General features: G+C 58.2%; 31 protein-coding genes. 21 read left to right on the forward strand and 10 right to left on the reverse strand.

Going from position 1 to position 24942, the window contains the following annotated elements:
- Positions 1-62: 62 nt before the first annotated feature.
- The 13 genes from BLS41_RS25865 (at position 63) to BLS41_RS39165 (ending at position 12807) form a co-directional block, all read left to right on the forward strand.
- The gene (locus tag BLS41_RS25865) at positions 63-2051 is read left to right on the forward strand and encodes a hypothetical protein (protein WP_074770012.1); all 1989 of its coding nucleotides are present in this window, start codon (positions 63-65) and stop codon (positions 2049-2051) included.
- A gap of 42 nt (positions 2052-2093) precedes the next feature.
- Positions 2094-2540, forward strand: coding sequence for a hypothetical protein (locus BLS41_RS25870; protein WP_074770014.1), 447 nt, complete (start codon positions 2094-2096; stop codon positions 2538-2540).
- A gap of 3 nt (positions 2541-2543) precedes the next feature.
- A complete protein-coding gene (locus tag BLS41_RS25875; protein WP_074770016.1) occupies positions 2544-2927 on the forward strand; it encodes a hypothetical protein in 384 nt (127 codons plus the stop codon).
- A gap of 169 nt (positions 2928-3096) precedes the next feature.
- Positions 3097-3573, forward strand: coding sequence for a phage virion morphogenesis protein (locus tag BLS41_RS25880; protein ID WP_074770018.1), 477 nt, complete (start codon positions 3097-3099; stop codon positions 3571-3573).
- A 268-nt stretch (positions 3574-3841) separates the two neighbouring features.
- Positions 3842-5743, forward strand: a complete 1902-nt coding sequence (locus BLS41_RS25890; RefSeq protein WP_074770023.1) for a hypothetical protein — start codon at positions 3842-3844, stop codon at positions 5741-5743.
- On the forward strand, positions 5740-6708 hold the full coding sequence (locus BLS41_RS25895; protein WP_074770025.1) for a LysM peptidoglycan-binding domain-containing protein: 969 nt from the start codon (positions 5740-5742) through the stop codon (positions 6706-6708). Before BLS41_RS25890 ends, BLS41_RS25895 begins: the two co-directional genes overlap by 4 nt.
- Positions 6709-6711: 3 nt before the next feature.
- Entirely contained in the window at positions 6712-7830 is a 1119-nt protein-coding gene (locus BLS41_RS25900; protein WP_074770027.1) for a hypothetical protein, read from the forward strand.
- Positions 7831-7871: 41 nt separating this feature from the next.
- On the forward strand, positions 7872-8525 hold the full coding sequence (locus BLS41_RS25905) for a phage baseplate assembly protein V (protein WP_143026364.1): 654 nt from the start codon (positions 7872-7874) through the stop codon (positions 8523-8525).
- Complete coding sequence (locus BLS41_RS25910) at positions 8525-8926, forward strand: phage tail protein (protein WP_074770031.1); 402 nt, start codon at positions 8525-8527, stop codon at positions 8924-8926. The genes BLS41_RS25905 and BLS41_RS25910 overlap by 1 nt, the downstream gene beginning before the upstream one ends.
- A 3-nt stretch (positions 8927-8929) precedes the next feature.
- Entirely contained in the window at positions 8930-10063 is a 1134-nt protein-coding gene (locus BLS41_RS25915) for a baseplate J/gp47 family protein (protein WP_074770033.1), read from the forward strand.
- Position 10064: 1 nt separating this feature from the next.
- Positions 10065-10751, forward strand: a complete 687-nt coding sequence (locus BLS41_RS25920; protein ID WP_074770035.1) for a hypothetical protein — start codon at positions 10065-10067, stop codon at positions 10749-10751.
- A gap of 95 nt (positions 10752-10846) precedes the next feature.
- Positions 10847-12628 (forward strand): hypothetical protein, encoded by a 1782-nt coding sequence (locus BLS41_RS25925; RefSeq protein WP_143026365.1) that lies wholly within the window; start codon positions 10847-10849, stop codon positions 12626-12628.
- A gap of 2 nt (positions 12629-12630) precedes the next feature.
- Positions 12631-12807: a hypothetical protein gene (locus BLS41_RS39165; protein WP_171910311.1), complete on the forward strand. Its 177-nt coding sequence runs from the start codon at positions 12631-12633 to the stop codon at positions 12805-12807.
- Here the strand turns inward: BLS41_RS39165 and BLS41_RS25930 are convergent.
- The 4 genes from BLS41_RS25930 to BLS41_RS25945 all read right to left on the reverse strand — a co-directional run bounded on the left by BLS41_RS25930 (position 12783) and on the right by BLS41_RS25945 (position 16060).
- Complete coding sequence (locus BLS41_RS25930) at positions 12783-13847, reverse strand: acyltransferase family protein (protein ID WP_074770039.1); 1065 nt, start codon at positions 13845-13847, stop codon at positions 12783-12785. The genes BLS41_RS39165 and BLS41_RS25930 overlap by 25 nt on opposite strands.
- A gap of 160 nt (positions 13848-14007) precedes the next feature.
- A complete protein-coding gene (locus tag BLS41_RS25935; RefSeq protein WP_074770041.1) occupies positions 14008-14850 on the reverse strand; it encodes a phytanoyl-CoA dioxygenase family protein in 843 nt (280 codons plus the stop codon).
- A gap of 185 nt (positions 14851-15035) precedes the next feature.
- On the reverse strand, positions 15036-15755 hold the full coding sequence (locus tag BLS41_RS25940) for a hypothetical protein (protein ID WP_074770043.1): 720 nt from the start codon (positions 15753-15755) through the stop codon (positions 15036-15038).
- A gap of 2 nt (positions 15756-15757) precedes the next feature.
- Positions 15758-16060 (reverse strand): XRE family transcriptional regulator, encoded by a 303-nt coding sequence (locus BLS41_RS25945; protein WP_253189762.1) that lies wholly within the window; start codon positions 16058-16060, stop codon positions 15758-15760.
- A 23-nt stretch (positions 16061-16083) separates the two neighbouring features.
- Here BLS41_RS25945 and BLS41_RS25950 point away from each other — a divergent pair, with 23 nt between their 5' ends.
- Both BLS41_RS25950 and BLS41_RS25955 read left to right on the forward strand, forming a co-directional pair.
- A complete protein-coding gene (locus BLS41_RS25950; RefSeq protein WP_074770045.1) occupies positions 16084-16443 on the forward strand; it encodes a hypothetical protein in 360 nt (119 codons plus the stop codon).
- A gap of 9 nt (positions 16444-16452) precedes the next feature.
- Positions 16453-16938, forward strand: coding sequence for a glycoside hydrolase family protein (locus tag BLS41_RS25955; protein WP_074770047.1), 486 nt, complete (start codon positions 16453-16455; stop codon positions 16936-16938).
- Positions 16939-16943: 5 nt separating this feature from the next.
- Here the strand turns inward: BLS41_RS25955 and BLS41_RS25960 are convergent, their stop codons facing one another.
- Entirely contained in the window at positions 16944-17150 is a 207-nt protein-coding gene (locus BLS41_RS25960; RefSeq protein WP_074770049.1) for a hypothetical protein, read from the reverse strand.
- Between the two features lie 79 nt (positions 17151-17229).
- On the opposite strand from BLS41_RS25960, the gene BLS41_RS25965 reads away from it, so the two are divergent.
- Genes BLS41_RS25965 through BLS41_RS25985 form a run of 5 tightly spaced genes read left to right on the forward strand, consistent with a single transcriptional unit; the run spans position 17230 to position 19125 of the window.
- Entirely contained in the window at positions 17230-17661 is a 432-nt protein-coding gene (locus BLS41_RS25965; protein ID WP_074770051.1) for a hypothetical protein, read from the forward strand.
- Complete coding sequence (locus tag BLS41_RS25970; protein WP_074770052.1) at positions 17658-17867, forward strand: hypothetical protein; 210 nt, start codon at positions 17658-17660, stop codon at positions 17865-17867. Before BLS41_RS25965 ends, BLS41_RS25970 begins: the two co-directional genes overlap by 4 nt.
- A complete protein-coding gene (locus BLS41_RS25975) occupies positions 17864-18064 on the forward strand; it encodes a hypothetical protein (RefSeq protein WP_074770054.1) in 201 nt (66 codons plus the stop codon). The genes BLS41_RS25970 and BLS41_RS25975 overlap by 4 nt, the downstream gene beginning before the upstream one ends.
- Before the next feature lie 21 nt (positions 18065-18085).
- Positions 18086-18529 carry a hypothetical protein gene (locus BLS41_RS25980; RefSeq protein WP_074770056.1) on the forward strand — a complete coding sequence of 148 codons (444 nt, stop codon included), beginning with the start codon at positions 18086-18088 and terminating at the stop codon, positions 18527-18529.
- Positions 18529-19125 (forward strand): alpha/beta fold hydrolase, encoded by a 597-nt coding sequence (locus tag BLS41_RS25985; protein ID WP_074770058.1) that lies wholly within the window; start codon positions 18529-18531, stop codon positions 19123-19125. Before BLS41_RS25980 ends, BLS41_RS25985 begins: the two co-directional genes overlap by 1 nt.
- Before the next feature lie 461 nt (positions 19126-19586).
- Here BLS41_RS25985 and BLS41_RS25995 read toward each other — a convergent pair whose 3' ends face one another.
- Together BLS41_RS25995 and BLS41_RS26000 are read right to left on the reverse strand one after the other, a co-directional pair.
- Positions 19587-19880, reverse strand: coding sequence for a hypothetical protein (locus tag BLS41_RS25995; protein ID WP_074771184.1), 294 nt, complete (start codon positions 19878-19880; stop codon positions 19587-19589).
- A gap of 217 nt (positions 19881-20097) precedes the next feature.
- On the reverse strand, positions 20098-20367 hold the full coding sequence (locus BLS41_RS26000) for a hypothetical protein (RefSeq protein ID WP_143026366.1): 270 nt from the start codon (positions 20365-20367) through the stop codon (positions 20098-20100).
- Positions 20368-20454: 87 nt separating this feature from the next.
- Between BLS41_RS26000 and BLS41_RS26005 the strand changes: the two genes are divergently transcribed.
- Complete coding sequence (locus tag BLS41_RS26005; RefSeq protein WP_074770065.1) at positions 20455-21117, forward strand: SOS response-associated peptidase; 663 nt, start codon at positions 20455-20457, stop codon at positions 21115-21117.
- Between the two features lie 299 nt (positions 21118-21416).
- Here BLS41_RS26005 and BLS41_RS26010 read toward each other — a convergent pair whose 3' ends face one another.
- The 3 genes from BLS41_RS26010 to BLS41_RS26020 form a co-directional block, all read right to left on the reverse strand.
- A complete protein-coding gene (locus tag BLS41_RS26010; RefSeq protein WP_074770067.1) occupies positions 21417-22244 on the reverse strand; it encodes a transglutaminase family protein in 828 nt (275 codons plus the stop codon).
- An 11-nt stretch (positions 22245-22255) separates the two neighbouring features.
- The gene (locus BLS41_RS26015) at positions 22256-23206 is read right to left on the reverse strand and encodes an alpha-E domain-containing protein (protein WP_074770069.1); all 951 of its coding nucleotides are present in this window, start codon (positions 23204-23206) and stop codon (positions 22256-22258) included.
- Positions 23207-23399: 193 nt separating this feature from the next.
- Positions 23400-24809, reverse strand: coding sequence for a circularly permuted type 2 ATP-grasp protein (locus tag BLS41_RS26020; RefSeq protein ID WP_074770071.1), 1410 nt, complete (start codon positions 24807-24809; stop codon positions 23400-23402).
- Positions 24810-24942 lie beyond the last annotated feature (133 nt).

The following is a 24942-nucleotide window of genomic DNA, read 5'->3' on the forward strand; positions in this document are numbered from 1 at the left end:
CCCTCTTTCTCGCACTGCAGAGTCACCTTCGGGTGGCTTTTTTCATTTCTGGAGCACGCTAAATGCCCATCTATCAGAGTGGCCAGCTCAATTTGGCCGGCCAGCTTCCGCCTGGCGCATACGTCCAGGTTGTTGCGCCGCCGCCTGTTGTGCAGGGCATTGCGACCAATGGCCTCGGCCAAGTCGGCGTCGCCTCCTGGGGTCCGGTCAATAGCGCCTATGGCGTTGGTTCCCCGCAGATTGCTGGCCTGTCGCTTGGCCCGGTGACGAACCGCAAATACGACCTCGCGACAGCAATGGCCGTTGCGTTCAGTCTCGGCCAAAGCAGCAACGTCGCTGTTCGCGTGACCGATGGCACTGATACTGCGGCCACATCAGCGCTGAAGGACGGCTCAGCCACGACGGGCGCGACACTCACTGGTTTCTATACCGGTGTTGTCGGCAACACGCTGACCGCCACAATGGCGAACGGCACCAAGCCGAACACTTTCAAGTGCACGGTCGCGCTTCCCGGCTATCTGTCGGAGATTTACGACAACCTCGGCGTCGGCGTGATTCCCGGCACCACCACTCCCGGCACGGGCTATACCTCGGTGCCAGCACTGTCGATCAGCGCTCCCGCAGCCGGCGGCACGCAGGCAATCGCTCAGGCAACCCTCAAGGTGCTGTCGGCGAACATCACTGGCAGCGGTGGCACGGGCGGTACCGGTTACGTCACTGGCGACACGATCACGCTCGCTAACGGCGTTGTCCTGACCGCGACTGCTACCTCTGGCGTCATCACGGCACTGGCTGTCACGAATGCAGGCTCACTCGGCGGCGGAGCTGCTCCGGTCTCGGGTAATGCGCAGATCCAGACGTCTGGTGCTGGCACGGGCGCAATCATCAACCTCGTGTGGGGTCTGGGTTCGCCGAGCGTGATCGTTCCGGGACTCGGCTACACCACCGCAACGGCTACGCTCACAGGCGGCGGCGCTGGTACTCCCGGCACGTACACCTTCGGTGTCGGTTGCTGGACGAACCTCGTCAACGCGATCAATCAGGGGCAGTCTGGTGTGCGTGGCGCATCACAACTGGTGATTGCCACGGTCGGCACGTCGGCTGCGGCTCCGGCACTCGCCACCTACACGTTCTCGGGCGGCACAGACGGCGCTGCTGGCGTAACCGATGCAACGCTGGTCGGAACGAATTCGACACCTCCCACGGGCATGTACGCGCTGCAGAACGCAGGCGTGCTGACGATGAACCTGATCGACCATTCGACGTCCACCCAGTGGAACACGATGGCGCAGTTCGGGATTCTGTACGGCATCTTCGGTGCAGGCCAGGCCCCGGTTGGCACCAACGTTGCCAGCACCGCGTCCTTGCTCGCCTCGGCCGGCGTCGACAACTACAGCTTCAAGGATCTGGTCGGTGACTGGGTGTACTGGCAGGACACGGTCAATAACGTCCAGCGCCTACTGGGGCCGGCCACCTTCTGGGCGCCGATGCGCGCGAACCTCGCACCGAATCAGTCGACGCTGAACAAGCCGGTCAACGGAATTATCGGCACGCAGCGATCGACACAGAACCTGCTGTATGCGGATTCGGAAGCACTCGCCGCAGTACAAGGCCGTCTTGACTACCTCGCCAATCCGGCGCCGGGCGGAAACTACTTTGCCTTCCAGACGGATATGAATTGCTCGACGTACGCCGCGACTAACTCGGAAGCGTACACGTCGATGACGAACTTCCTCGCGCTTACGCTGGCGTCGAATTTCGGCTGGGTTGTCGGCAATCCGCAGACGACCGATCTGCGGCAGGAAGTGAACGACGCGATCACCGGCTTCCTGTCGAATCTCTGGCTGAATCTCGGATACATCGGCAATGTTAATGCGCCGACGCAGATTCCGTTTTCGGTGCAGACGAACGCTGCCAACAACCCAACGGCACAGGTCGCAACCGGCTTGATGCAGACGCTGGTCAAGGTCACGTACTTGTCGATCGTCCGCGTGTTCGTGATCTCGCTGCAAGGCGGCTCGACCGTGCAGGTCACAGTCAGCAACGCTTAACCCGTCGCCCCGCAAGGGGCTTCTTTCATTTAGGAGCGCCGCATGGGTGCTAGTAGTTTCAATATCGGCCGCGACGGGTCGCAGATCACGATCTTCGATTCTGTCGCTGGTCAGGTCACGTTCGGTGGGATGACCTCATTCGATTCACGCGCTCGCACGAAGGAGTTGGAATCGGAGCAGATCACTGGCAACACGATCTTCCGCAATGTTCCCAATGGGCATGAAGGAACGTTCGAATTCGACCGGCAGGACTCGAGCATCGAAGCGTACTTCGCCCAGCTCGAAGCCAATTTTTACGCCGGGTTGCCCCCTCCGGTTGCAGTCATTACGCAAACCATCCAGGAATTGAGCGGTGGCCTGACCCAGTTTCAGTACACCGGTGTCCAATTGAAACTGGATGACGCTGGGGCATGGAAGGGGTTGGATAAGGTCAATCCGAAAGTGGGTTGGAAAGCTTCGAAAAAAATTCCGCTGAGTGTGGGCTTCTAAACAATGTCAAAAGTTACCATCAAGCCGCACACCGAGGCACCCACGCCGACGCAGGAAGTGCTGCGCGCCACGAGTGAGGAGTTTTCAGTAACCGACTCGCTTGGCCGTGTCATCGTTCTGAAGAAGCCCGGCGTTTTAGCCCAGTTCGATCTGATCGAGGCGCTGGGCGATCTGGCCAAGAACGACGTCTACCGGGTGATGTGCATCCCTGCCATCTACGTGATGTCGATCGATGGCGCATTTGCCCCGCCGCCGAGCAACAAAACGCAGATGCGTGCCCTCATCGCGCGCCTTGGCGAAGAGGGTTTTGAGGCGATCAACAAGGGAATCAGGGAGCGTTTCCCGCAGGAAGCAGAAAGCGAAGGAGACGAAGTAGTAAAAAAATAGTCGGCGCCACACCCATCCGGCAATGCCTATGGCTTGTGAAAAATGGCATTCCGTTTGATGTGGCGTTTGCTGTGGATGACGCGAAGCGTACCGCCTGGTCGATCATCTTCTCTGAGATGGAGAGTGGAAAGACCTACAACTTTGACTCTCATGCCTACGAGGTGCGGCCATGAGGGAGTTCAGAAGTTTTGGTGCCTTTGCTCAACATCTCGAGATGCTGGCAGTTCGTGGCCCGGAAATCACTCACCTGATGGTCGAGGCTGGCGCGGAGGAGATCAAGGAAACTGCGCAAGGCGAGATCGGGTTTTACCAGCATGACATCGCGCCCTTTCCAGACTGGGCGGAATTAAGCCCGGAATACGAAAAGTCCAAGGTCGCCGCCGGCTTTGAGCCCGATGCGCCACTGTTGCGTACCGGCGAAATGAAGAAAAGCATTGGCATGTCGGTCGAAGGTCACGAGGCAGTCGTTGGCTCGAACGACAAGGTGCTTGAGTATCACGAATTTGGCACCGACAAGATGCCGCCGCGGCCGGTTCTTGGGCCTGCCGCGCACTTCAGCAAGCCGCGCATTTTCTCGATGATGGCAAAAACCACCTTCGCATGGCTGGCCGGCGTCCGGCTAAGAAAAGTTCAGCGCTTGAAATAGGCGAACAGAAAGATCACAGCGCCGATCGACAGAAAGATGCCTATATACGGGATAAACAGGCACATCGTCGGTAAGCACAGCGCAAACGCTTTGTTCATAGGCGGTCGTGCCTCCCACTGCGCACGCCAACCGTACGAATGTCCGCTCACGCTTCTGACGCGCGGTTTCGGATACTGAATCCACGAAAACCGGTCGGCTAGCCATTCCTGCGCACGAAAACGCCAGTCCATATTGATCCCTCCCGTTAAGCCATTGAGTTTAAACCAGAATGATTGACGTCTACTCGATCGGCACGACGCTGAGACTGCACGATCTCGTCACGCCACAACTGCTGAAGCTGTCCGAGCAGTTCGCGAAGGTTGATGCGTTGGCCCTGCAGGTCAATAAGCGCCTCAAGGCAATGGGCGCCGAAGTCGTCGGCATGAAGAATCTCGCGGCAGCGGCAGGAAAACTCGATCTCGGCCTGAAGGGCGTCAAGGATCAGGCTCTAATCGCCGAAAAGGCTATGGGATCCCTTAAGGGGTCTTTGCCTTCGGGCATTGGCATCGAGAGGGAGTTGATAGCCGCCAATGCTGAAGCCGTCCGTCTTGAGGCGCGGCTTGCGGGCATGCGGTGGAATCGCGTTCCGGGTGGTGGCGGCATGTTTCCGCCTCTTCCTCCAGGTCCCGGCGGTGGTGGCGGCGCAGGCGGTGGTGGTCGCAGGCACGGTCCTCATGGCGGCAATCTGCACGTTGGATCCGGCGGATTTGGTGTCGGCGGCGTCGGCATGGGTCTCGCCGATAGCGCGATGATCCCTCTGGCCGCTGGATTCGCCGCTGCCTACGTTGGGCACGCCTTTTACGAAAGCGCCAAGGAGTATCAGGACGAGTTCATGCGATTCAAGTCGCTGAATCTGGGCGATAAGGTCAATGACGAAGCTGACAAATTCGTCAAGGCTACGAAGACCTTCGGCGTTTCGCAGTCCGAGTTGATGAAGGCGATGGCCGAATCGGTCGGCTTGTTTGGATCGTTTGACGAAGCCTCGAAATACACGCCCGCTCTGGTGTCGCTCGGCAAGGCAAATGCTGGCATTTTTGGCGACAAACTTGGCGCAATGGATGAAGAAGGTCTTAAGAATCTTCTGAAATTCATCGATCGACGTGGCGGCTTCAAGAATGAGGAAACATTTCAACGTAACCTCAATCTCGCCGAGAAGATGGTCACTGGGTCCGGTGGCTTTCTAAAGTTTCAGGATCTGGGCACTTTTTCCCAGAATGCCGGAACCGCCTTCCGCAGCCTGTCAGACGAAGGCCTCTTGCACATGGAAGGCCTGATGATTGAGCAAGGCGGCCAGAAGGCTGGTACAGCGCTCATGAGCCTGTATCAGAACCTCGTTGCAGGTCGTACGCCGATCAAGACGATGCACCTGCTCGAGGATCTGGGCATCGGTCGCACAGTCGAACACGTGACCGGGACCGTTGGCGGCAAGAAGTCGACAAGCACATCGTTTGAGCTTTCCCCTGAGTACGCGCCAATGATTCAGGCAGATCCCGCTCAATTCTTTGGCGCTGTACTTCCAGGACTGTTGGCCAAGAAAGGAATCAAATCTGAGTCAGGCATCCTGAAGGCCGTCAACGACATTCTGTCGAACCGAAACGCGTCGAACCAAGGCTCCATCATGACGGCACAGGAATTCCAGGTGCTGCGTGACTACAAGCTGGCCAAAGGTGCGATGGGCGCGAATGATGTGATGAAGATGTATGAGGGATCAGCGTCCGGTGCTGAAAAGGATTTTGCGGCAGCTTGGGCTGATTTCAAGAACCAGTTTGGCAAGACAATGCTTCCGACCATCACCAACATGCTGAAGGTCGGAACCGCCGCATTGCGGTCAATAGGTCAACCAGTCGACGAAGCGAAGCTCGACAAGGCCATCAAAAACGATCCCTCGGTGCAGAGCGGCAGATGGGGCAAGCTTGGCGACATGCTCGGCTGGAATGGCAATTCGCATTCTTCATCTTCCGTGCCGTCCGGTTCCAGCAAGGATAGTGGGGTGGTCCATACGACGATCAACATTGATGGTCGTAAAGTGGCTCAAGCCGTCACCCCTTATATATCCGGCCCGCTCGGCTCTGGCCTCTACGCGGGAGGCGTCGATAACACAGTTAGCCTCCCAATGCCGGGCCTGAAATGAGCGATATCAAACTGATTCTCGGCGACTTCACGTTTCAGGACATGGAGATTCCTGAGTCGATAGGGTTTGGCGGTGATCAGCGGCTGTCGATCAAGAAGCTGGTCGGCGGTGTACGAGTCATCGACGCGATGGGCGGTGATGCGCGTCCATTGGAATGGTCGGGTGTCTTCTTCCCAACGCAGAGTGGCCAATCTGCGCTTGATCGCGCAGAAGCTGTTCAGTCAATGCTTCTGACTGCGCAGCCTATCACGCTGAGTTGGGACAGGCTGCAGTTCTCGGTTTTTATCAGAACTTTCGAGCCCGATTACCGCTTCGCCCGCATCCCATACAAGATCGTCTGCGAAGTTTTGCAGGATCTGACACTGCCGAACGATATTGCCGCTGGTCCGAACGCGGATGACCTTATCAACGGCGATCTGAACTCAGCTAACACGCTGACGTCCGCAACGGGCGACAGTACTCTCTCAGGCCTGATGAGTTCCGTTTCTACTGCGGTATCGAACGTCAAAACATTCGTAGGCGCATCACTCAGCACAGTGGCGTCCGTGCTCGGCCCGATTCACCAGGCGGTTTCCTACGTAACGTCGTCTATCGGGACGGTCGACAACATCCTCGCCAGTGTCGGCGTTCCGGCGGGCGTGCTGCCGTCCGTTTCAGTCCTGCAAAACGTCGGTGTTTTCTCGTCTATCGTGAATGCGACCACGCTTCAAGTTCAGTATTCGCAGATCGGTGCCCTGCTCGGCCGCATGCAGACCAATCTCGGTCAGATCAACTCCAGTGGCCGGGTGATCACGGTCGGCGGCGGAAATCTGTTTGACGTCGCCTCGAAACAGTATGGCGATCCGAGTGCGTGGACGCAGATTGCGCAAGCTAACAACCTCAGCGATCCGACGCTTGTCGGTGTTTCGACTCTCATCATCCCGCCGTATAACAACGGCGCCAGTGGCGGCATTCTCTCCTCGTGATCTATGACAGCATTCCTTTCTCCGTCCGGGCGGCAACCGCGGGGCGCAGTGAAGGTCAACGGGGAACTGATTACGGGTTGGCTCGACTTTGAGCTGGACAACAACACGTACTATGCCGCTGACACGTTCCGTTGCAAATTCGCTGGCGCGCTTCTCCCTGTCGACCGGAACGCCATCTGGTTCTCAAACCAGCAGGACATGTTTGTCGAGTTGTTCATCGGCTTTCCCAAAGACGTCAACTCCTTTAGCCCAAGCGACCTCACCAGTTGGATATATGGGCAGGTCGATCACATCGAGATTGATCCGGTTACCAACACAATCGACGTCGACGGCCGGGATCTTACGAGAGTATTTATTGACGAAAAGACCACGCAGAAGTGGCCGAATCAGACCTCCAGTCAGATCGCTACGGCACTTGCCAAGAAGCACGGTCTTACGCCAGTCGTTACCGCGACGACCACGACTGTCGGAAAGTACTACGAGATCGATCACGTCAATATGACGGATGAGCGGTCGGAGTGGGACATCCTCAACTATCTGGCAGACCTGGAGGGGTTCAAGGTTTGGGTACGCGGCCAATCGCTGTACTTTCAGCCCGCGCCAGATCCGACGAAAGCAACGCCCTACCCGATCGTTTGGCAGCCTGCCAGCACAAGTTCGGGGCCGAAAGCTAACTTCGAAGCGATCAAGTTGCAGCGGGCGCTTACAGTCTCCCGCGGCATACAGGTCAAGATCCGCTCGTGGAACAAGAAGTACGCAAAGGGCTTCACAGTCAACTACCCCTCGTCCGTTAAAACGATCAAGGTCGGCTCGTCGTCGATCGGAAGCGGCGGCCAGATTTACTCCAAGACAGTTGCCAACTTGACTCAGGACCAGGCGCTTCAGTACGCACAAAACTGGTACAAGCAGCTCGTCGCGCACGAGATGAAGATCGAAGGGCTGACGATGCCGGGCGATAACGATCTGGACATCACGTCGATCATTCAGTTTGACGGGACAGGAACAGCTTTCGATCAGCAGTATTTTCCTGACAACATAAATCGCTCGATGAGCTTTGACGGCGGCTATTCAATGACCGTTAGCGCAAAGAACCATGCGCCTAATTCAGAGGTAGTTGTATGAGCGGTGCACGCCTGGCCAATGCCATTCGTCAGCAGGCCCGCATGTCGACGAATGACTTCGCCTTACCTCGCCTCGCGACGATCAGTAGTTACGACGCGTCGAATCACGCTGTCAAGGTGCAGCTTCAGCCGGAAGATCCCGAAATTGGACCGCAGGAATCCAACTGGATGCCCCTCGGAGCGATCGGTATCGGCAATGGTTGGGGCTTCGCTGTTGGACCGCAGATCGACGATCAGGTGCTAGTCGTCTATGAAAACGGCGACTTCAGCAGCGGGACGATTGTCGCGCGTGTCTTCTCAGTTGCTCAAAAGGCAATAGCGGTGCCATCTGGAGAGATATGGGCAGTTCATCAGACCGGCTCATTCGTGAAGATGGTAACCAATGGCGACATCGATGTAAGCACTGCGGGAAATCTTAACGCGAATGTCGCTGGAAACATGACGGCCAACGTGACTGGGAATGCCAGCACTAGCGCGACCAACGCCTCTGTGACCGCCACTGGCACCGCATCCGTGACCGCTCCATCGATCAGTTTAGGTGCGACGGGTCAAAGCCTGATGAGTTTTGTCACGTCAGCAATGGTTGCGTTCTTCAACGCGCACACGCACACGTCAACGACACCCGGCACACCGACCAGCACGCCCAATCAGACGATGGGAAGTGGGCAACTCACGAGCACTGTTAAAGGCGGCTGATGGTGGACATCAATCATTACTGGGGCGGCGATCTTTCGGTCTCCGCCTCTGGCGACCTATTGCTCGCCGATCAGCCGACTACTGGCACGCAGCGCGTCTATCGGCGCCTTCTAACCAATCCGGCTCTTTCGGATGCCTCCGGCAACCCGATCGCATCGCCCGACTACACCTGGCATCCGACTTATGGCGCTGGCGTGCCGCGCAAAGTCGGCTCACCCGGCAATGTGCCTGTTACACGTGCCCTGATACGCGGGCAGATGTTGCTTGAGTCGGCTGTCGCTCAATCGCCTTCACCCACGATCGAGCTGACGCAGGTCAACAACGCCGTAAGCGCCAGTATCAAGTACACCGACGCCAACACGGCGACGCCGCAGTTTCTTGAATTCGACGTCAATACCTGATCGATGGCAAATCTCAATACACAATCGTTCTCATCGATCGTATCGAACTTCGCGGCAGCCGTTCAAGGTTCCGCGACATCGCTGATCGACTTCACTATTGGTTCGGTGCTACGTGCGATTGCGGAAGCCATGGGTGGCGTCGCTCTGTGGTTGCAAGGCCTGATTCTGCAAGTTGCTGCGCTCACGCGGGCAGCTACGTCGAACGGTACAGATCTTGATTCATGGTTTGCGCAGTTCAATTTCGCACGCCTGCCAGCAGTCTCCGCCAGCACACAGGAGACCTTCGCCCGCTACACGCCAACCAACCAGGCAGTCATCCCGGTTGGTGCAGTTGTGCAGACGAACGATGGCGCGGTGATGTTCGAGGTGATCGTCGACACGACGAATGCGGCTTATAGCGCGTCCAGCAACGGGTACATCCTGCCAGCCGGTCAGGCAAGTGTGAACGTTACGGTCCAATGCACGACCGCGGGAACGACAGGAAATGTCGCAGCCGCTGCGCTCAACACGCTCGGGACTGCCATTTCGGGCGTCGATTACGTCACCAACAGTGCTGCGGTCATCAATGGCGAGGCTGCCGAAACCGATGCTGCTGCGCGCGCCCGATTCGTGCTCTACATCGCGAGTCTCGAGGCCGCAACATTGCTCGCAGTGATGAACGCCATAGCGAGCGTCCAGAGCAACATGACCGGCATCATTGCCGAGAACACGCAGTACAACGGATCGACGCAATACGGGTACTTCACGACCATCATTAACGATGGCAGCGGCTCGGCCACCTCGACCGAACTGGAGAATGCATCGAATGCCATCGAGGCAGTCAGGCCATTGACTGTGACCTACGGCGTACATGCGCCAATCCCGGTTACGGTCACGGTTTCGCTCACCATCACCACGTCCAGCAGCTACACGCACTCGACCGTGGCCGCAGCGGTGCAGTCTGCGATCAACACCTATATCGAAAGCATCGACACCACGTCATCTGGCGCGACGCTGCCGTACACAAGCATCGCGGCGCAGGCCTACGCCGTTGCGGGCGTCACCAATGTGACGGCCGTTCTTGTCAATGGGGGAACGTCCGATCTGACGATCACGTATCAACAGTCCTTCGCGCCTGGCGCAATTGTGGTGACTTGATATGGCTACAGGCGATCAGTCTGACATTCTTTCTCGCCTCCAGTCTTACCTGCCGCGCGGCTGGTTTGGCGACTGGAGCGAGTCGCCCATCATTACAGGGCTGCTGACCGGCATTTCGTCTGTTTTCGCGACGATGTACCTGCTGGTGATGTTCTTCTGGGCACAGACCCGGCTGGATACGTCGACAGGTGGCTGGATCGATATTTGGGCATCTGACTTTCTCGGCACATCACTGCCGCGCAAGCCCAACGAGACCGACGCCAGCTACATCGCGCGTATCAAGCTCGCGATCTTCGGTGCGAAGGGCACCCGACCGGCAATGGTTACGGCGCTCACGAACCTGACGGGACGCGCGCCGATCATCTTCGAGCCGGCGCGACCTTTAGACAGCGGGTGCATGGGTGCAAATACAGGCGTGGCGAGTTTCTGCGGCGTCTCGCGCATGGGCTCGATTGCATGCCCTTTTGGCGCACTAATCACCGCTTTCCGGCCGCTCGTCAGTGGCGGCTCCGCCGGCGCTGCGTATGCGAATGCGCCAATGTGGTCTGCAATGGCCGCACCCCTGTCGCATGGGTACACCGGGTCGCTCGCCGACGAAACAACGGCCGCTACTGACGCGGACATTCTGGCGCTGATCAACATCATTCGGCCGATCGCCACGAACATCGGCGTCGCGATCACCAACTGATACACAGCAATTCATGACTAGGCCGCCATAGAGCGGCCTTTTTTCTTTTCATTTGCCAAGCCCGCCATCGTGCGGGCTTTTTTTATGGGTGAGCCATGCGGCGCATTGAAACTTACGTAGGGCAGCAAGTTTATGAGTGGGCCTTCTCTGCCCCCTCACAGTATGCGATGACGGCAATGGCGAAGGTGTGCGCCGCCATGATGGGCACGAGCGGCACCATCAATGGTCTGGCTTGCACTCCGACGAGCCCTGCGACTATGACGGTACAGATCGGTGCCGGTGAGTTGTATCAAAACGCTCCGCTTGAGGCGACGGCGTGCGGAACTTTGCCGGCCGACACCAGCCACACGATTCTGAAGCAGGGGATCCAGCTCAATACCTACACCACGTCGACCTTCGCGGCCCCGACGACCAGCGGCCAGTCGATCAACTATCTGATCGAAGCTCAATATCAGGATTCGGACATCAGTCTTGATCCGACAACCGGCAATACGCCCGTTGTGCTCCAGTTCTACAACGCTAACACCCCAGCCAGCCCTTGGTCGGGACCGAACAATAGCGGTGCTACGAGCAACACGTTCCGCGATGGCATCGTTGCGTATCAGATCAAGGCAGGCGTAGCTGCAACGACTGGATCGCAGGCAACTCCATCGCCGGACACTGGATGGATTGGCCTTTGGGTGGTGACCGTGCCGTTCGGCGCCACGTCGCTGACGTCGTCGAATATCAGCCAATACTCCGCGGCGCCAATCCTGCCGACCGGCATGTTGCAGTCGATCATGAGCGGCAACCTCGCTTATGGCGTCGACGGCGGGTCTGCCAACACAATTCAGGCATCGTTCCCGATCCCCGTCACTACGGTGACGGAAAACATGGATCTGTGGGTCAAGATCAAGGCCGCTAATACCGGCGCTACCACGTTCACGCCTAACCCCGGCACCATCAGCGCATCGCCTGTTGTCGGAGCCGCCCACGCTGCGCTCCAGGGGGGCGAACTAGTCGCAAGTGGCCGAGCTAACCTGATCTGGCGTCAGGACATCACTTCGTGGGTGTTGGTTGAGTGTACTGGCGCAGCGATTCAGGTTGCTCCTGCCACGCAGAGCGCACACGCGGTTCAGTTTTCTCAGATTCCCGCGATCGTTGGGCAATTCTCGAATTTGAAGGCATCCGCTGCTAGCGGAGCAACGTCTGTCACTTTCACGGCTGACACGATCGTCGTGGGGACTGCGTTGAATGGGTTGACGTATCGACTTACCGGCTTTAGTCAAACATTCACGCCCAGCACAGCAGGCGCAGGCGGGATGGACACGGGAAGTGCGACAGCCGGAACCATCGTTGCTGTTTATGCTGGATACAATCCGTCGACAGGCGCAACGACGATTTTCGGTACGCTCGAAGGATCGGCCGCAGCCCCTACCGTATATGCAAAGGCAAACGCACCGTCAGGCTATACCGCGACGTCGCTGCTCGCAGTCGTACCAATTAGCACGACAGTCAACGCATTTGCGCCGTTCAATGTGACTAATCGCGCAACCGCAGCCGCATCGACGCTGTTCCTGAACGGAACAACTTCTGCCACCAGCCTCACTAGCTACACATCGTTCACGACGGCGTCGGTTCCGAAGACTGCGGCATTCATGACGGGTAGCATTTCCGTCACCAACTCTATTTCGTCAAATAGTCATGTGCTGCTAGCCTCTTCGACAGCAGGTACGGGGGCGTATGACATAGCCTGCAACAGCAATGGCGTCGGTGGCACCAGTAGCGCGTTCCGTTTGGCGCTTAGCACGCCGCAAACCATTGCATACGCGGCGTACGGAAGCTCGGCGAGCAACGTTGTTACCTACGGGCTGCTGGTGAACGGATGGGAGATTTAACGATGATCTACGTTCAATTCGCAGACAGCACCGACGCCGTCATCATTGCGTACTTCAGCAACGCGCAGGACGCTTCGGCGTTTCCGAATCAAGGCACGGTGGCGGCCAGCGACGCTCGCTGGAAGACGTTCTACAGCGCATCGCCGTTACAGAGTTACTTGCCGGCCCCGACCGCATAATGCTTTCTCTTGATGCGCGGCAGTCGGTTCTTGAGCGTCAAGGCCGGCTTCTCGAGCAGGTGCCACGAAGCGAAGGAGATCACCAGCACGATCGGCAGGCTGATCATTGATATGGTTGCCGCCTCCGGGTGTGGTCCCAGAGCATGCGCGACAGTCTGCTGCACGGGAAAGGCGTAAAGGTAGACGCCATAGGATACGTCGCCTACCTTACTGATCGCTGCGGAGACCTTTGAATGCATCTGGGCTGTGATTAGCGAGATCAAAGGCAAGGTGATGATGGCCACTACCTCGGCGATCGATGATTGAGCGAAAAATGCGAACGCCAGAATCGATACGAACAGCACTTCCTTGTTCTTGACCCAATGATCTGGGGCGAATGCGAAAGCTGCGCCGATGAAGTACAAAATGCCCAGTCGCATCAACTGGGAATACAGCATGACCCGAAGGACGACGCCGTTATCCGTGAAAACCGTCGACGGGACGGCGAAGTGCAGCCATGCGAATGTCAGCGCTATCAGCACGCAGCCGCGAAAATTCAGGCATCTCGTTATGCCTGCGACCGCGACCAGAAGGTACATGAACGCCTCTAGCGGGAGCGTCCAGAGCGATCCGTTCACAACGTTCGGAATGGGGTTTGTCGCAAAAACACCAGGCAGCTCGTACCTGATGTCCAGAAGCAGGGTTCGCAGATAATCGGCCGTCTTCGCGTGGGTAAAGTATTGATGCAAAGACAGCGGCGTCAGAATCGGGCCCAGCACAAATACGCTGAGCAGGACCACGCAGAAAAGCGCTGGGAAAAGCCTGAGCAATCGCTTGACGATAAATTCGACCGCCCCGGAACTGCGATAGTAAGACCCAGCAATGAGATAGCCGCTGATGACAAAGAAAACGTCGACAGCAAGTTCTCCGCCTGATCCGTAACGCGTAAAAGCAGCGACAGGTTCTGATGGGGCGGTGGCAGACAGCGGGAAACTGTGGCTCAGAAGGACCGCGATGGCTGCAATGAGGCGTATCAGGTCGAAGCTATTTTTTCTGTTCATGGTGGGTCTCTAGAACCGTAAATCTTACACCACGTTTCCCCATGAAACGGTCGCCAATACCGAGTAAGTATTGCCCCTGGATTGACAGGGGCGTTACTTTACTTCCTGGCCAATCACTATCCGGACTTGCTCCGCTCAAGCAGCCGTTGCAAATTGACGATTAAACCAGTTCAACGGCTTGTGAAGCTTTGATCGAATTGATTTGTTCGACGACTTCTGGCGGGATTGTGTGGTGTGCTCGATCAATCCAGAAACCGCATCCGCTCGGAACCAGCGACCGGCCTGAAGTGATGACGTCGGGTTCTGAGTAGTAGTGGAAAACCAGCGATTTTCTTGTTTTCGACTTGTCGTTGATCGGGCTGCCACCGTGAAGCAAGTGGGCATGCCAAATCAGCACGTCGCCCTTCTTGGCGGAGAAGCGAGTTTTTGTCAGCGCAGCTTCAGCTACAGAGCGGTCCATATAGGCATGCCACTCGCCCATCTCCGCCGGCACGCTGGCAATGCTACCGGTACTGAAGCGCATTTGTTCGATCTTGTGGCTGCCCGGATAGTACTCGAGTTGGCCAGCATCTTCATGCGCATCTTCCAGGGCGACCCAGATGGCAATTAGATGGCCATGGGTGATGGGCGTGAGATACAGGGTGTCGACGTGGGCCGGCTGGGCGCTTCCCTGCTCAAAATACAAGCTGCCTTCTAGGGCGGGGGCGAAGCCTAGCAAATCGCGCAAAACCGGGAGAATTCGGTCGTCAAGAGCCAAGCCTCTGACTTCTTCCATCTCGAGATGCAGGTCGTTTATCTTGACGCGACCGTTTCGGAGTTCGTCATCGGATATAAGTCCGAGAACGGTTCGCTTCCCGTGTTCGACCACATCGACCGGAATTGAAAGAGGACGCTCCTCAACCTTTGCCCGGATTGAGGCCAATACCGCGTCAACTTCTTCACTGGAAAATACAGAAGGCAGGACGGCAAAGCCGTCTCTATGAAATTGATCTTTTGGGTCCATTTTCTGGGGTTTTTTAAAAGGCGGTTGATTTTATTTAGTAAAAACTCGCGCCAAGTCATTCCCGCATAAACGGGGTTCCCGACCAGACTTGGTCGACCGCGATTATGGCATGTCTTTCCGGCACTTCAATCAACCGGTAACAATGACGTGGCGTCACAGACACGCTAGGTCCATCGGCGAGATTTTCAGAATGTATAGTTCGCCGACAGCATGAATTCGCCCTTGATGCCCGCCGGCACGTTCTTTCCCTGCCATGCTCCGATCGGTGCATAGAGATAGTTTGCGCGCACCGAGAATGGACCTTTGGCGATGGACGCGCCGAACAGCGCTCCGAGCTGAATTCGCGGCGGGTGCGTGAGCGTTTCCTGAGTCCCTGCAGGCCCGAAAATGCCGTCCGACTGAGCGGTGGCAATTGCCGTCCACGTGCTCTTGTAGAGCGCCGGCCCAGCTTCGACGCCGATCTGCCATCCAGAGCCGAGATCCCAATATGGCTCAAACGTCAATGAGATGGCTTGCATGCCGCCGGTGCTGTCGAACTTGCGAAAGTCGCCGCAATTATTATCGACGCAAGACTGAGTGACGACGCTGTAGCCACCCTGCTGGCCGACATTTGAGAAGTCTGCCGCGTCCTGCGGGTTCATCGATGACCATTTGACCTTGCCGAAGTTGGAGTAAGTCAGGTGGAAGCGCAGCCCCGGCTTCCATGAGCGCGGCGGTGCTTCGATGGCATTGAGGACGATGCCAGCGCGGCCGCCGTAGCTGCCGTTAGGCGTCGAGTGGCTGAAGCCTTTAGAGAAGTAGACGCCGTCGCCAACGGGTGTGGCTGAAGTGACGCCAAGCCCTGCCTCAAAGCCGAACCAGCTTTGTTCGGCGTGCGCGCTTGCTGCGGCACAGCCGAGCGACATCGCTATGGCTGCGGCTCTCCATTTGTATCCAGGTCGATCGTGGCTCCGGCCTGGCGCATACGTTCCAAAACGCGGTCGATAGCCTCTGCGCCCAGCTCGATGCGTGCGAGGCCGAAGAACAGCGTCTGCGCTCCGATGTCCCTCCGCTTCTCCCCCGCTTCCGTGTATCCCCGCCAATGACGTCCGCTCGACAGTCCGAACAGTTTTGCCATCTGCGCGCTCGACAGGCCGAGTTCGTCCTTGAGGCGCTGAAGCTCTTCCGCAGAAGGTGCCTTGTACTTCATGTCGAAGTGATCCAGTGCCATTAAAGGCGCGAAAAAATCGGTTCATGTTTTTCCTCTCGGAGATGGTGGCCGCGCCAAGTGCGCTTCCAGTAGTTCTCAGGGTAGGCGCAATGCGCCTACTTGTCAATCATCAAATCACACGACCAGTAGCCGCCATCGAGCGGCTTTTTCTTTTTCATCCGGGGTTTCTCCACATGTCCATTGGCGAACAACTCGCAGACATCAGCCGCAGCGACGTCATTGCGAGCGCGGCAAAAGTCACGCCTCCCGTTTCAGTCGCCAGCCTGACCCTCTTGGGTTATCCGATTGCCGATTGGGTCTTGTTGCTAACGGCTCTTTACACAGGTCTACAGATTTGGGTCCTTGTTCGCGACAAGTTTCTTTTGAGGCACCGCAAGCATTAGGAGTTATCCATGAACCTCGTCTTGCTCGAAGCCGAGCTGCGCCGCGATGAGGGTGTGCGGTACACGCCATACCTCGATACTGCAAAGCCACCGAAGCACACGGTCGGCGTCGGCCACAACATCGACGTCTCCCCCCTTCCTACTGACTGGACGTTCCCGCTCAGCGATGCGCAAGTGAATCAACTTCTCGCGCGCGACATATCAACCAGCGTGGCCAAGCTCAACGCGGCGCTGCCGTGGTGGCAACATCTGGATGATGTCCGTCAACGGGTCGTAGCCAACATGTGTTTCAACATGGGTATTGGTAACTCTGCGACTGGGACTGGCTTGCTCGGCTTCAAGAGTGCTTTGGGCGCAATGCAGCGCGGTTCATATGCAATCGCTGCTGCTGCCATGAAAAACAGCGCGTGGTACGGCCAGGTGGGCGCCCGCGCACAACGTCTCTGTCAGGCGATGGAGACCGGAATAATGCCGATCATTGCCGGCGTCGCCTGACGCCCTCACCACATCCCCGCCTTGAACTCTTCCTCATCCCATCCGTATTTCCAAGCGGCGTGCCGCGGCGTTCCTGCTGAGAACGGGTTCTTCTTGTCGCCTCGGGCATGCGCCTCACGGCCTAACTGAACGGCCCGCTCCTCTTCGTCAGTGAATGAGAGGGTTGGTGGATCGACATCGCCAAAAATCAAATTCCTGAGACGTTTCAACACGCTTGCCTCCGGCGTTTGTAATCCCGGGAGTATGCCACTTTGAATAACACAGCCGCCTACGGGCGGTTTTTTTACGCCTATGAAAATCGCACACGAACACGAACAGAAGGAAACGTTGGCGTTCTCGGTCTTCTACCCGGACCACCCGCCTCGCACCGAGTCAGCGCTGTTCCGAAAGACAAAGCATCACCTTGTCGCGGTGCTTGACACCCCATGTTGGGTATGCGGCACGAAGGAGAAACGCGAGGTCCATCACTGGCACGCCGAATGGGCAGACAGCGAAGGAATCGACTGGGACAAGATGCGGGCGCTTCATCCGGCCTTCCCATGGTCGACGTTTAACGAGCCGTCCGACTTCATCGACAGTGAATACAACATGCGCATTCTCTGCGAAAAGCATCACCGCGGAGTCGGTCACGGCATCCACATGGTTCCGCTACCCATCTGGGAAATGCAGCGCATCAAGCGCGACGATTTCATTTTCAGCGAAGACGAAAAGGAGCAAGCATGAACCCCACATCAAGCATCCAAACCGGCGCGATCACAATGACCGCCGCCTCGCTTGTGCCGATCATCGATTGGATCGCTCAGGCTATGCACGTTGTCATTCCGATGGAAGCGCAGCTGCAGATTTCGGCATTGGTCATCACGGCTGGCCACGCGGCGTACAACTACGCGATCGCGCGTGCTGCCGCGAAGTCTGCTCCCGCCGCATGATCCGCCTCGCGCTCTGCCTGCTGCTGGGCGGCTGCACGTCGATTCAAATCCTTCCGTCGCTCAATACCACCACCTATGACGTCAACGGTGCGCTGATCTATATCGAGCCCGATCCGATGACCAACTACTCCGCTGCCGTCACCTATTCCACTACGACCGGCTACAAGTTGAAGCTGGGCGCGAAGTGGAAATTCTGAATCCCACCTGAAGGAACCACCATGAAGAAGATCATCGCCGCTTTTGCGGCTGGCATCGTTGCGCTCGCTCTTGGCGCATGCTCGACGTCGCAACTCTCGACCGCTCAGCAACTCTTCGCATCCGATTGCTCGGTTGTGAATGCTGACCTGCAAGCGCTCTCGACGTCGACGCTTTTGAATGCCGATCAGCAAGGCAAGATCACCCAACTACTGACCGCGAACAAAGCGGTGTGCTCGGCAGTCGCATCTGCTGACGTGTCGACGTTGAAGAACATCAATGACTCGTTGCTGCCGGCCGCGATCATCGTCGTGTCTGCTGTCCCGGCGATTCCGAATCAGCCGGCGATCCTGCTTGCACTCAACACGATTGGACCGGTCCTGCAGCAGCTCGTAGACCAAGCAATCACAGCGTCGACTGCCTCGAGCGCTACTGCCGCATCGGCTCCGGTTGCTGCGAGTCAGTAATGACTCCGCGCGACTTCGCGCTGTTGGCCCAAGAAGCGTACGCAGCGACTCCAGATATTGGCGTCGCCGATAGCGCCTCGCGGGCTATCGTGCGCCATACGGCTGATGGACTTTGCATCGCGTTTCCGGGCACTGACAACCTCGACTGCTGGGGAGCTGATTTCGACGTCGCGCCGATCACGGTTCCGGGCATCGGTGTCGTGCATCGCGGCTTCTGGCAGTCGTGGCAGGCGATTGCCGCACAGGTCATCACGACAATCGGCGATCAACCGGTGACACTCGTCGGGCACTCCCTCGGCGCCGCTATCGCAATCCTCGCGGCAGCATCAATGACTGTCGCTGGCAACCCGCCAGTGGCCGTCTATGCGTTCGAGCCTCCGCGCATCAGCCCTGACCTTGCCGTCAGAACGCTGCTCGTCAAAGTGCCGTTGCATCTCTACAAGAATGGCAATGATCTGGTCACGGATGTTCCGCCTGGTTGGCAGCATGCAGGGCTGTTGACTCACATCGGTACGCCAGCGTTGCCCTTCTCGAACATCCGCGACCATGCAATCAGTCGCGTCATTAACGCATTTCCGTCTGGAGCGCCAGTCTAGTCCAGTCGTAATTTCAGTAGGAATCCTATTGATTTTATCTATGACGACAGGCGAACGGCTGTAAACCCGCTTAACAAGCGGTATGTTGTACGTGGAGTGAATGCCTAGGAGACGTCCTAGGCAAGATAGGTAGGCGATGCCATAGGACTAGCATCGCTCGCCGGTTCGAATCCAGCCACTCTGCATCTGTTGCATCCCGTCCGAGGCATTGCGCTTCGGACGGCACCCCTCTCTAGCTCGCTTCGTGCGACGCGCCAATTTCCATAAGTCGAGCCATCACCCGCCCACGATAGTCAATATCCGCCTCGTCTGTTCGACGCTTGATATTGACCATGGACAAACACCCAATTCCATCCAGAGCGTAGCCGCTCACAATCGCGGCCATACCAATCAAGTCCCTGTCGTGCCAATCCTTTTCGCCGCACGTGAACATCCCGCCTCCCGCGCATAGTGCACATCAATCAGCCCGCCTCATGCGGCGGCGCATCCTTCAGCCATTCCAAAACTTCTGGGTTCACAGAAAACACAGGCTCCGTCGCCCAAGTCTCGAGCGCATCTGCCCACTGCTCAAACTCATGCTCAGTGAAGTCGAATTCGCCCTCAATTCGTCCGCATCCTTCGTCACGCAGAAACGCATATCGCACCCGCTGGCCGTCCCAGTAGGCAACGGCAAAGTCAGTGAGATTGGCGACGGTGCCGAGTGGCTTGTCGCGCAATTGCTCGGCTAGTTGTTTGTGGAGCTGGTCGGGTGTCATCGTATCCTCCCTATCTATCTGCGAAGCCGTCCTGTTCGTCATCGGACCCTGTTGCCCTGACCCAGTGAACACAACCTTGATCCGGCATCGCCTGAACATACTTCCGATCACTGCGCATACAAAGGCAGCACGCACCGCCTGCGAGTTCGGATGCCCAATGCTCGCATCCTCGGCATGGTCTGGGTGTCCCATATGGATTGGCTAGTGCCATGGCGCGTCATTCCTTCGGCCGCTCATCCATCGTACCGTCTCGCCAGCCTTCCTCAAGCAACAGCACTCGCAACTCTTCCAGCGCAACCAGATTGCCGCCACCCTTCTCTTTCCAGCACTTGTCGATCACCCGATGCAACTCCTGGATCGCCCGGATACGACGGCGCGTGCGCTCAATCTCGAGAATCAGGTTGCGGACTTCTCGGTCCCCTTTGCGTTCAACCCATAGTCGGCGCAAGTCATAAAGCGTCGGGAATTCGAAGTCTGGAAGCGGCATGGCAAAACACTGTATAAAAACACAGTATAGCCAGGATTCTCGGCATTGCATCTGACACTATCATGGGAGTGTTCCTAGGAGGCTCCCATGTGCACCAGCTATGAACCCGCTCAAGGCGATCTGTTCGAGGCATTCACCGATTTCCCGGTCCCGAGGTTCGAATACAAGCGCGAGACGTACAAAGACTACGTGGCCCCAATCCTCAGGCTGAGCGAAGGCGAGCGGCGCACCGATCCCGCCACCTTCGGCATGGTGCCGAGGAAACACATTCCGCCTGGCGTGAAGGTGTTCGACACGATGAATGCGCGCGCGGAGACGATCGGCGAAAAACGTAGCTTCAGCGGCGCATGGAAAAAGCTGCAGCTTTGCCTGATTCCTTGCGCGTGGTTCTACGAGCCGAACTACGAGACTGGCAAGCCGGTGCGCTGGAGGATCGGACTGGACAACAGGCCGCTGGCGATTGCCGGGCTGTGGCGAACATGGGATGAGCCGGAAGGCCTAGCCATGTCATTCACGATGCTGACAGTCAACGCCGATGATCATCCGCTGATGAAGCGCTTCCACCGGCCCGGTGCCGAGAAACGTTCGGTCGTCATCTTGCGGCCCGAAGAATACGACGATTGGCTGGGCGCTCGGTCGACCGATGAAGCGCGGTCATTCCTAAACCTGTTCCCGGCTGATGAGATGAAGGCAGAGGCTTATCCGTTGCCGCCGCGAACGTCTAAAGAGACGCTAGACCTATCTATATAGTAGGGGCCAATTTCCAGTGGCCTACGCTACGGTAGCTAGGGTGGTAGCTAAATACGAAAATCGCGACATGGATCCGCTGAAATCGTTGCCAGATATACCGCCAATTGGTTTAACCACCTACCGACACAGTAAGTCATAGGAAAGTCCCGCAAAAAACCACTGAACGGCGCTATTGTAATGCGGCGCGCATGCGCCTCTGTTCCGTATTACGGCCTTTGCGGACTCAATCTGAAGAGATGTGAGCGCTGCCGCTCGCCAGAGTGGACGGCGGCACGCTCACGTGCAGCTCAAATAACCGCCTACTGCGTCTGTTGGGCGCTAACGGTCACCGACACCTTCAGTTCCTCTTCCAACCCGCCTATGCGTCGCCCACGCACCGGCGCAGCCGCTTCATAGTCGCGAGCGACCGCCAGACGGCAATAAATCTCGCTGGCAAACGCGGCGTGCGTGACGTCGATGGAAATCCAGCCCTTACCCTCGAGCCACACATCCACCCACGCATGGCTCGCGCCGTGAGGCGCCTCGACCGATGCCGCAGCCGGAGAAATCTCGCCCGGTTCGATATAGCCGCTCACGTAGCGCGCCGGAATTCCGCGCGCGCGGCAGCAGGCCAGCATCAGATGCGCATGGTCCTGACACACGCCGTTGCCCAACGCCAGCGCCTGCGCGGCCGTGCTGGTGACTTCGGTAATGCCCGAGTTGTACTTCACGCGCTGCACGATCTGCTCGGACAGCGCGATCAGGCTGCTCGAACTGTCGAGAGCCGGCACCGCTTGAGCGAGTTCGCGGATCGCCGCGTCGGCCTCGGTCAGCCGCGTTGCGCAGGTGAAATGTTCGAGCGGAATCGGGCCGACCGCGTCGCGCAAAAGCCCGTCGACGAGAGGAATCGTCTCCACTTCGCCCGACACATGCAGGCGGATCTCGTTATGCGGCTTGTTGATCACCAGCGTGTGCAGCACGTTGCCGTACGCGTCGAAGGTCGCGTCGAGCTTGCCCGGCGCGTCGATGTGCCAGCGCCGCACCACCTGCGCGGCGCCGCTTGCAGGCGTCAGACGCAGTTGCTGGATCGAATAGTGAACGGTCGCTTCATAGCGATAGGAAGTGTCGTGGCGGATCGTCAGGTACATAAAAAACTCCGTCAGGCGACTGGCAGCATCAGATACGTACGCGCCACCATATTGCCCAGCTCGAACACGCGAGCCAGGAACTGTGTCAGATAGGCGTGCAGGCCGGCTTCGAAAATCTGCCGGATGTCGGAATACACGAGTTCGGCGCGCAGCTTGCCGGCGAAACGTTCGCACTGATTCGAGCCCGAAGTGCGCAGCATCGCCAGGTTCGCGCAGACGCCTTCAAGCGACGCAAGCAGCGAACGCGGCATCTGCTGGTTCAGGATCATCAGTTCGACCACGCGCGCGGGCGTGACCACATCGCGATACACCTTGCGATAAATTTCCAGCGCGGACACCGAACTCAGGATCGAGGTCCAGTAATAGAAATCTTCGAGCTGACGCGCGGCGTCGCGTGAATTCGGTTCGACGTCGGCGAAACGCACGTCGAGAATCCGCGCGGTGTTGTCGGCCCGTTCGAGGTAGGTGCCGAGCTGCGTGAAGAAGAACGCGTCGTCCTGCAACGCAGTGCCGATCGTCACGCCGCGCGACAGATGCGAGCGGAACTTGACCCACTCGAACAGCGCGCCCGGATTACTCGCCGCCTGCCCCGACGAAATGCGCTCGTTGAATTCGAGCCACGTATCGTTGATGGTCTCCCACCATTCGGTCGTCAACGTGCCGCGCACGGCCCGGGCGTTTTCGCGCGCGGCCTGCAGACACGAATGAATGCTCGACGGGTTGGTCGAATCCGCGACCATGAAATGCAGCACGTGTTCGTGCGTCGGTTCGTCGTAGCGCTGCGCGAACGCGGTTTCGAGTTCGGAGATGCGCAGCACCGAACGTTGCGCGCGCGCTTCCTGTTCGGTCGTCTGCGGCAACAGCAGTGCCTTCAGATTGATGTCGAGCATGCGGGCGGTGTTCTCCGCGCGCTCCATGTAGCGGGCCATCCAGAAAAGATGATCGGCAGTGCGGCTTAGCATGACGGCGTTCCGTATCTGATGACGCGAGGCCTTAAGTCGAAGTAAGAAGGCTCGCGCTGGTTATCCGTGTGCGCCGGCGGCGTGCTGCATGTTGCGTGTCGCATCGTGCGAGCTACCCCGGCGCGCTGGGTTGGCGAAGCGCCAGCCTGGCCGCCCGGCTGCGGACGGCATGGCGAGCGCATCGGCAACTGCGTCAGTCGACCATCCACGTATCTTTGGTGCCGCCCCCCTGCGACGAATTGACGACCAGCGAGCCCTCCTGCAACGCCACGCGCGTGAGTCCTCCGGCCACCATCGTGACGGTCTTGCCGGACAGCACGAACGGCCGCAGATCGATATGGCGCGGCGCGATGCCCGCTTCGACAAACGTCGGACACGCGGACAACGCCAGCGTAGGCTGCGCGATATAACCGGCCGGACGCGCGATCAGACGTTCGCGGAACGACTCGATTTCAGCCTTCGTCGAGGCCGGCCCGACCAGCATTCCGTAGCCGCCCGCGCCGTGCACTTCCTTGACGACCAGTTCCGGCAGATGCGCGAGCGTGTACGCGAGGTCTTCAGGCTTGCGGCACTGGAACGTGGGCACGTTATTCAGGATCGGTTTCTCACCGAGGTAAAACTCGATCATTTCCGGCACGTACGGATAGATCGATTTGTCGTCGGCGATACCGGTGCCCATTGCATTCGCGAGCGCCACGCGGCCCGCGCGATACGCAGTGAGCAGACCCGGCACGCCGAGCGCCGAGTCGGCGCGGAACGCGAGCGGGTCGAGAAAGTCATCGTCCACGCGACGGTAGATCACGTCGACGCGCTTGGGCCCCTGCGTCGTGCGCATGAACACATAGTTGTCGTCGACGAACAGGTCTTTGCCTTCCACCAGTTCCACGCCCATCTGCTGCGCGAGGAAGGTGTGCTCGAAATACGCGGAGTTGTACATGCCCGGCGTGAGCACGACGACCACCGGATCGTCGACGCCTTCGGGCGCGACCGAACGCAACGTATCGAGCAGCAGATCGGGATAATGCGCGACCGGCGCAATGCGGTTCTGCACGAACAGCTCGGGAAAAAGCCGCATCATCATCTTGCGGTTTTCGAGCATATAGGAGACGCCCGACGGCACGCGCAGATTGTCTTCGAGCACGTAGAACTCGCCCTCGTCGCCGGCCCGCACCACGTCGACCCCGGCAATATGCGCGTAAACACCGAGCGGCACATTCACGCCCTGCATCTCGGGCCGGTACTGCGCATTGGTATAGACCTGCTCGTCCGGAACGATGCCCGCGCGCACGATATTGCGATCGTGATAGACGTCGTGGATGAACAGATTGAGCGCCTGCACCCGCTGGCGCAGGCCGGCTTCCAGCGTGGACCATTCGCCGCGCGGAATGATGCGCGGAATCAGGTCGAATGGAATCAGCCGCTCGGTGCCGGACAGATCGCCGTTCACTGCGAACGTGATTCCGACCCGGCGAAACAGCAGATCGGCTTCCGCACGCTTGCGTGCGATCGCCTCGTTGCCCTGCTGGACCAACCATCGCTCGAAGCGCGAATAGTGTGGCCGCACGGCATCGTCATGATGACGCATCTCGTCATAGCATCGCATGTCACGCCCCGCTCTTGTTGTCGGATAGAAGGCGAATGCGCTGCGCATTCGGTGTTCGACAATCGATCAAGCAAGCGCTATGCCATTGAGCTTTTAGCGTGTTGAAACACGTTGCATGCACGCTAACGGCGCA

It is taken from the genome of Paraburkholderia fungorum (genome assembly GCF_900099835.1).
Lineage (GTDB): Bacteria > Pseudomonadota > Gammaproteobacteria > Burkholderiales > Burkholderiaceae > Paraburkholderia > Paraburkholderia fungorum_A.

Excerpts from the sequence above, each read along its gene's own strand:
- BLS41_RS25865 (WP_074770012.1), top strand. The coding sequence starts at position 63 with ATGCCCATCTATCAGAGTGGCCAGCTCAATTTGGCCGGCCAGCTTCCG.
- BLS41_RS25870 (WP_074770014.1), top strand. The coding sequence starts at position 2,094 with ATGGGTGCTAGTAGTTTCAATATCGGCCGCGACGGGTCGCAGATCACG.
- BLS41_RS25875 (WP_074770016.1), top strand. The coding sequence starts at position 2,544 with ATGTCAAAAGTTACCATCAAGCCGCACACCGAGGCACCCACGCCGACG.
- BLS41_RS25880 (WP_074770018.1), top strand. The coding sequence starts at position 3,097 with ATGAGGGAGTTCAGAAGTTTTGGTGCCTTTGCTCAACATCTCGAGATG.
- BLS41_RS25890 (WP_074770023.1), top strand. The coding sequence starts at position 3,842 with ATGATTGACGTCTACTCGATCGGCACGACGCTGAGACTGCACGATCTC.
- BLS41_RS25895 (WP_074770025.1), top strand. The coding sequence starts at position 5,740 with ATGAGCGATATCAAACTGATTCTCGGCGACTTCACGTTTCAGGACATG.
- BLS41_RS25900 (WP_074770027.1), top strand. The coding sequence starts at position 6,712 with ATGACAGCATTCCTTTCTCCGTCCGGGCGGCAACCGCGGGGCGCAGTG.
- BLS41_RS25905 (WP_143026364.1), top strand. The coding sequence starts at position 7,872 with ATGTCGACGAATGACTTCGCCTTACCTCGCCTCGCGACGATCAGTAGT.
- BLS41_RS25910 (WP_074770031.1), top strand. The coding sequence starts at position 8,525 with ATGGTGGACATCAATCATTACTGGGGCGGCGATCTTTCGGTCTCCGCC.
- BLS41_RS25915 (WP_074770033.1), top strand. The coding sequence starts at position 8,930 with ATGGCAAATCTCAATACACAATCGTTCTCATCGATCGTATCGAACTTC.
- BLS41_RS25920 (WP_074770035.1), top strand. The coding sequence starts at position 10,065 with ATGGCTACAGGCGATCAGTCTGACATTCTTTCTCGCCTCCAGTCTTAC.
- BLS41_RS25925 (WP_143026365.1), top strand. The coding sequence starts at position 10,847 with ATGCGGCGCATTGAAACTTACGTAGGGCAGCAAGTTTATGAGTGGGCC.
- BLS41_RS39165 (WP_171910311.1), top strand. The coding sequence starts at position 12,631 with ATGATCTACGTTCAATTCGCAGACAGCACCGACGCCGTCATCATTGCG.
- BLS41_RS25930 (WP_074770039.1), bottom strand. The coding sequence starts at position 13,847 with ATGAACAGAAAAAATAGCTTCGACCTGATACGCCTCATTGCAGCCATC.
- BLS41_RS25935 (WP_074770041.1), bottom strand. The coding sequence starts at position 14,850 with ATGGACCCAAAAGATCAATTTCATAGAGACGGCTTTGCCGTCCTGCCT.
- BLS41_RS25940 (WP_074770043.1), bottom strand. The coding sequence starts at position 15,755 with ATGTCGCTCGGCTGTGCCGCAGCAAGCGCGCACGCCGAACAAAGCTGG.
- BLS41_RS25945 (WP_253189762.1), bottom strand. The coding sequence starts at position 16,060 with ATGGCACTGGATCACTTCGACATGAAGTACAAGGCACCTTCTGCGGAA.
- BLS41_RS25950 (WP_074770045.1), top strand. The coding sequence starts at position 16,084 with ATGTTTTTCCTCTCGGAGATGGTGGCCGCGCCAAGTGCGCTTCCAGTA.
- BLS41_RS25955 (WP_074770047.1), top strand. The coding sequence starts at position 16,453 with ATGAACCTCGTCTTGCTCGAAGCCGAGCTGCGCCGCGATGAGGGTGTG.
- BLS41_RS25965 (WP_074770051.1), top strand. The coding sequence starts at position 17,230 with ATGAAAATCGCACACGAACACGAACAGAAGGAAACGTTGGCGTTCTCG.
- BLS41_RS25970 (WP_074770052.1), top strand. The coding sequence starts at position 17,658 with ATGAACCCCACATCAAGCATCCAAACCGGCGCGATCACAATGACCGCC.
- BLS41_RS25975 (WP_074770054.1), top strand. The coding sequence starts at position 17,864 with ATGATCCGCCTCGCGCTCTGCCTGCTGCTGGGCGGCTGCACGTCGATT.
- BLS41_RS25980 (WP_074770056.1), top strand. The coding sequence starts at position 18,086 with ATGAAGAAGATCATCGCCGCTTTTGCGGCTGGCATCGTTGCGCTCGCT.
- BLS41_RS25985 (WP_074770058.1), top strand. The coding sequence starts at position 18,529 with ATGACTCCGCGCGACTTCGCGCTGTTGGCCCAAGAAGCGTACGCAGCG.
- BLS41_RS25995 (WP_074771184.1), bottom strand. The coding sequence starts at position 19,880 with ATGACACCCGACCAGCTCCACAAACAACTAGCCGAGCAATTGCGCGAC.
- BLS41_RS26000 (WP_143026366.1), bottom strand. The coding sequence starts at position 20,367 with ATGCCGCTTCCAGACTTCGAATTCCCGACGCTTTATGACTTGCGCCGA.
- BLS41_RS26005 (WP_074770065.1), top strand. The coding sequence starts at position 20,455 with ATGTGCACCAGCTATGAACCCGCTCAAGGCGATCTGTTCGAGGCATTC.
- BLS41_RS26010 (WP_074770067.1), bottom strand. The coding sequence starts at position 22,244 with ATGTACCTGACGATCCGCCACGACACTTCCTATCGCTATGAAGCGACC.
- BLS41_RS26015 (WP_074770069.1), bottom strand. The coding sequence starts at position 23,206 with ATGCTAAGCCGCACTGCCGATCATCTTTTCTGGATGGCCCGCTACATG.
- BLS41_RS26020 (WP_074770071.1), bottom strand. The coding sequence starts at position 24,809 with ATGCGATGCTATGACGAGATGCGTCATCATGACGATGCCGTGCGGCCA.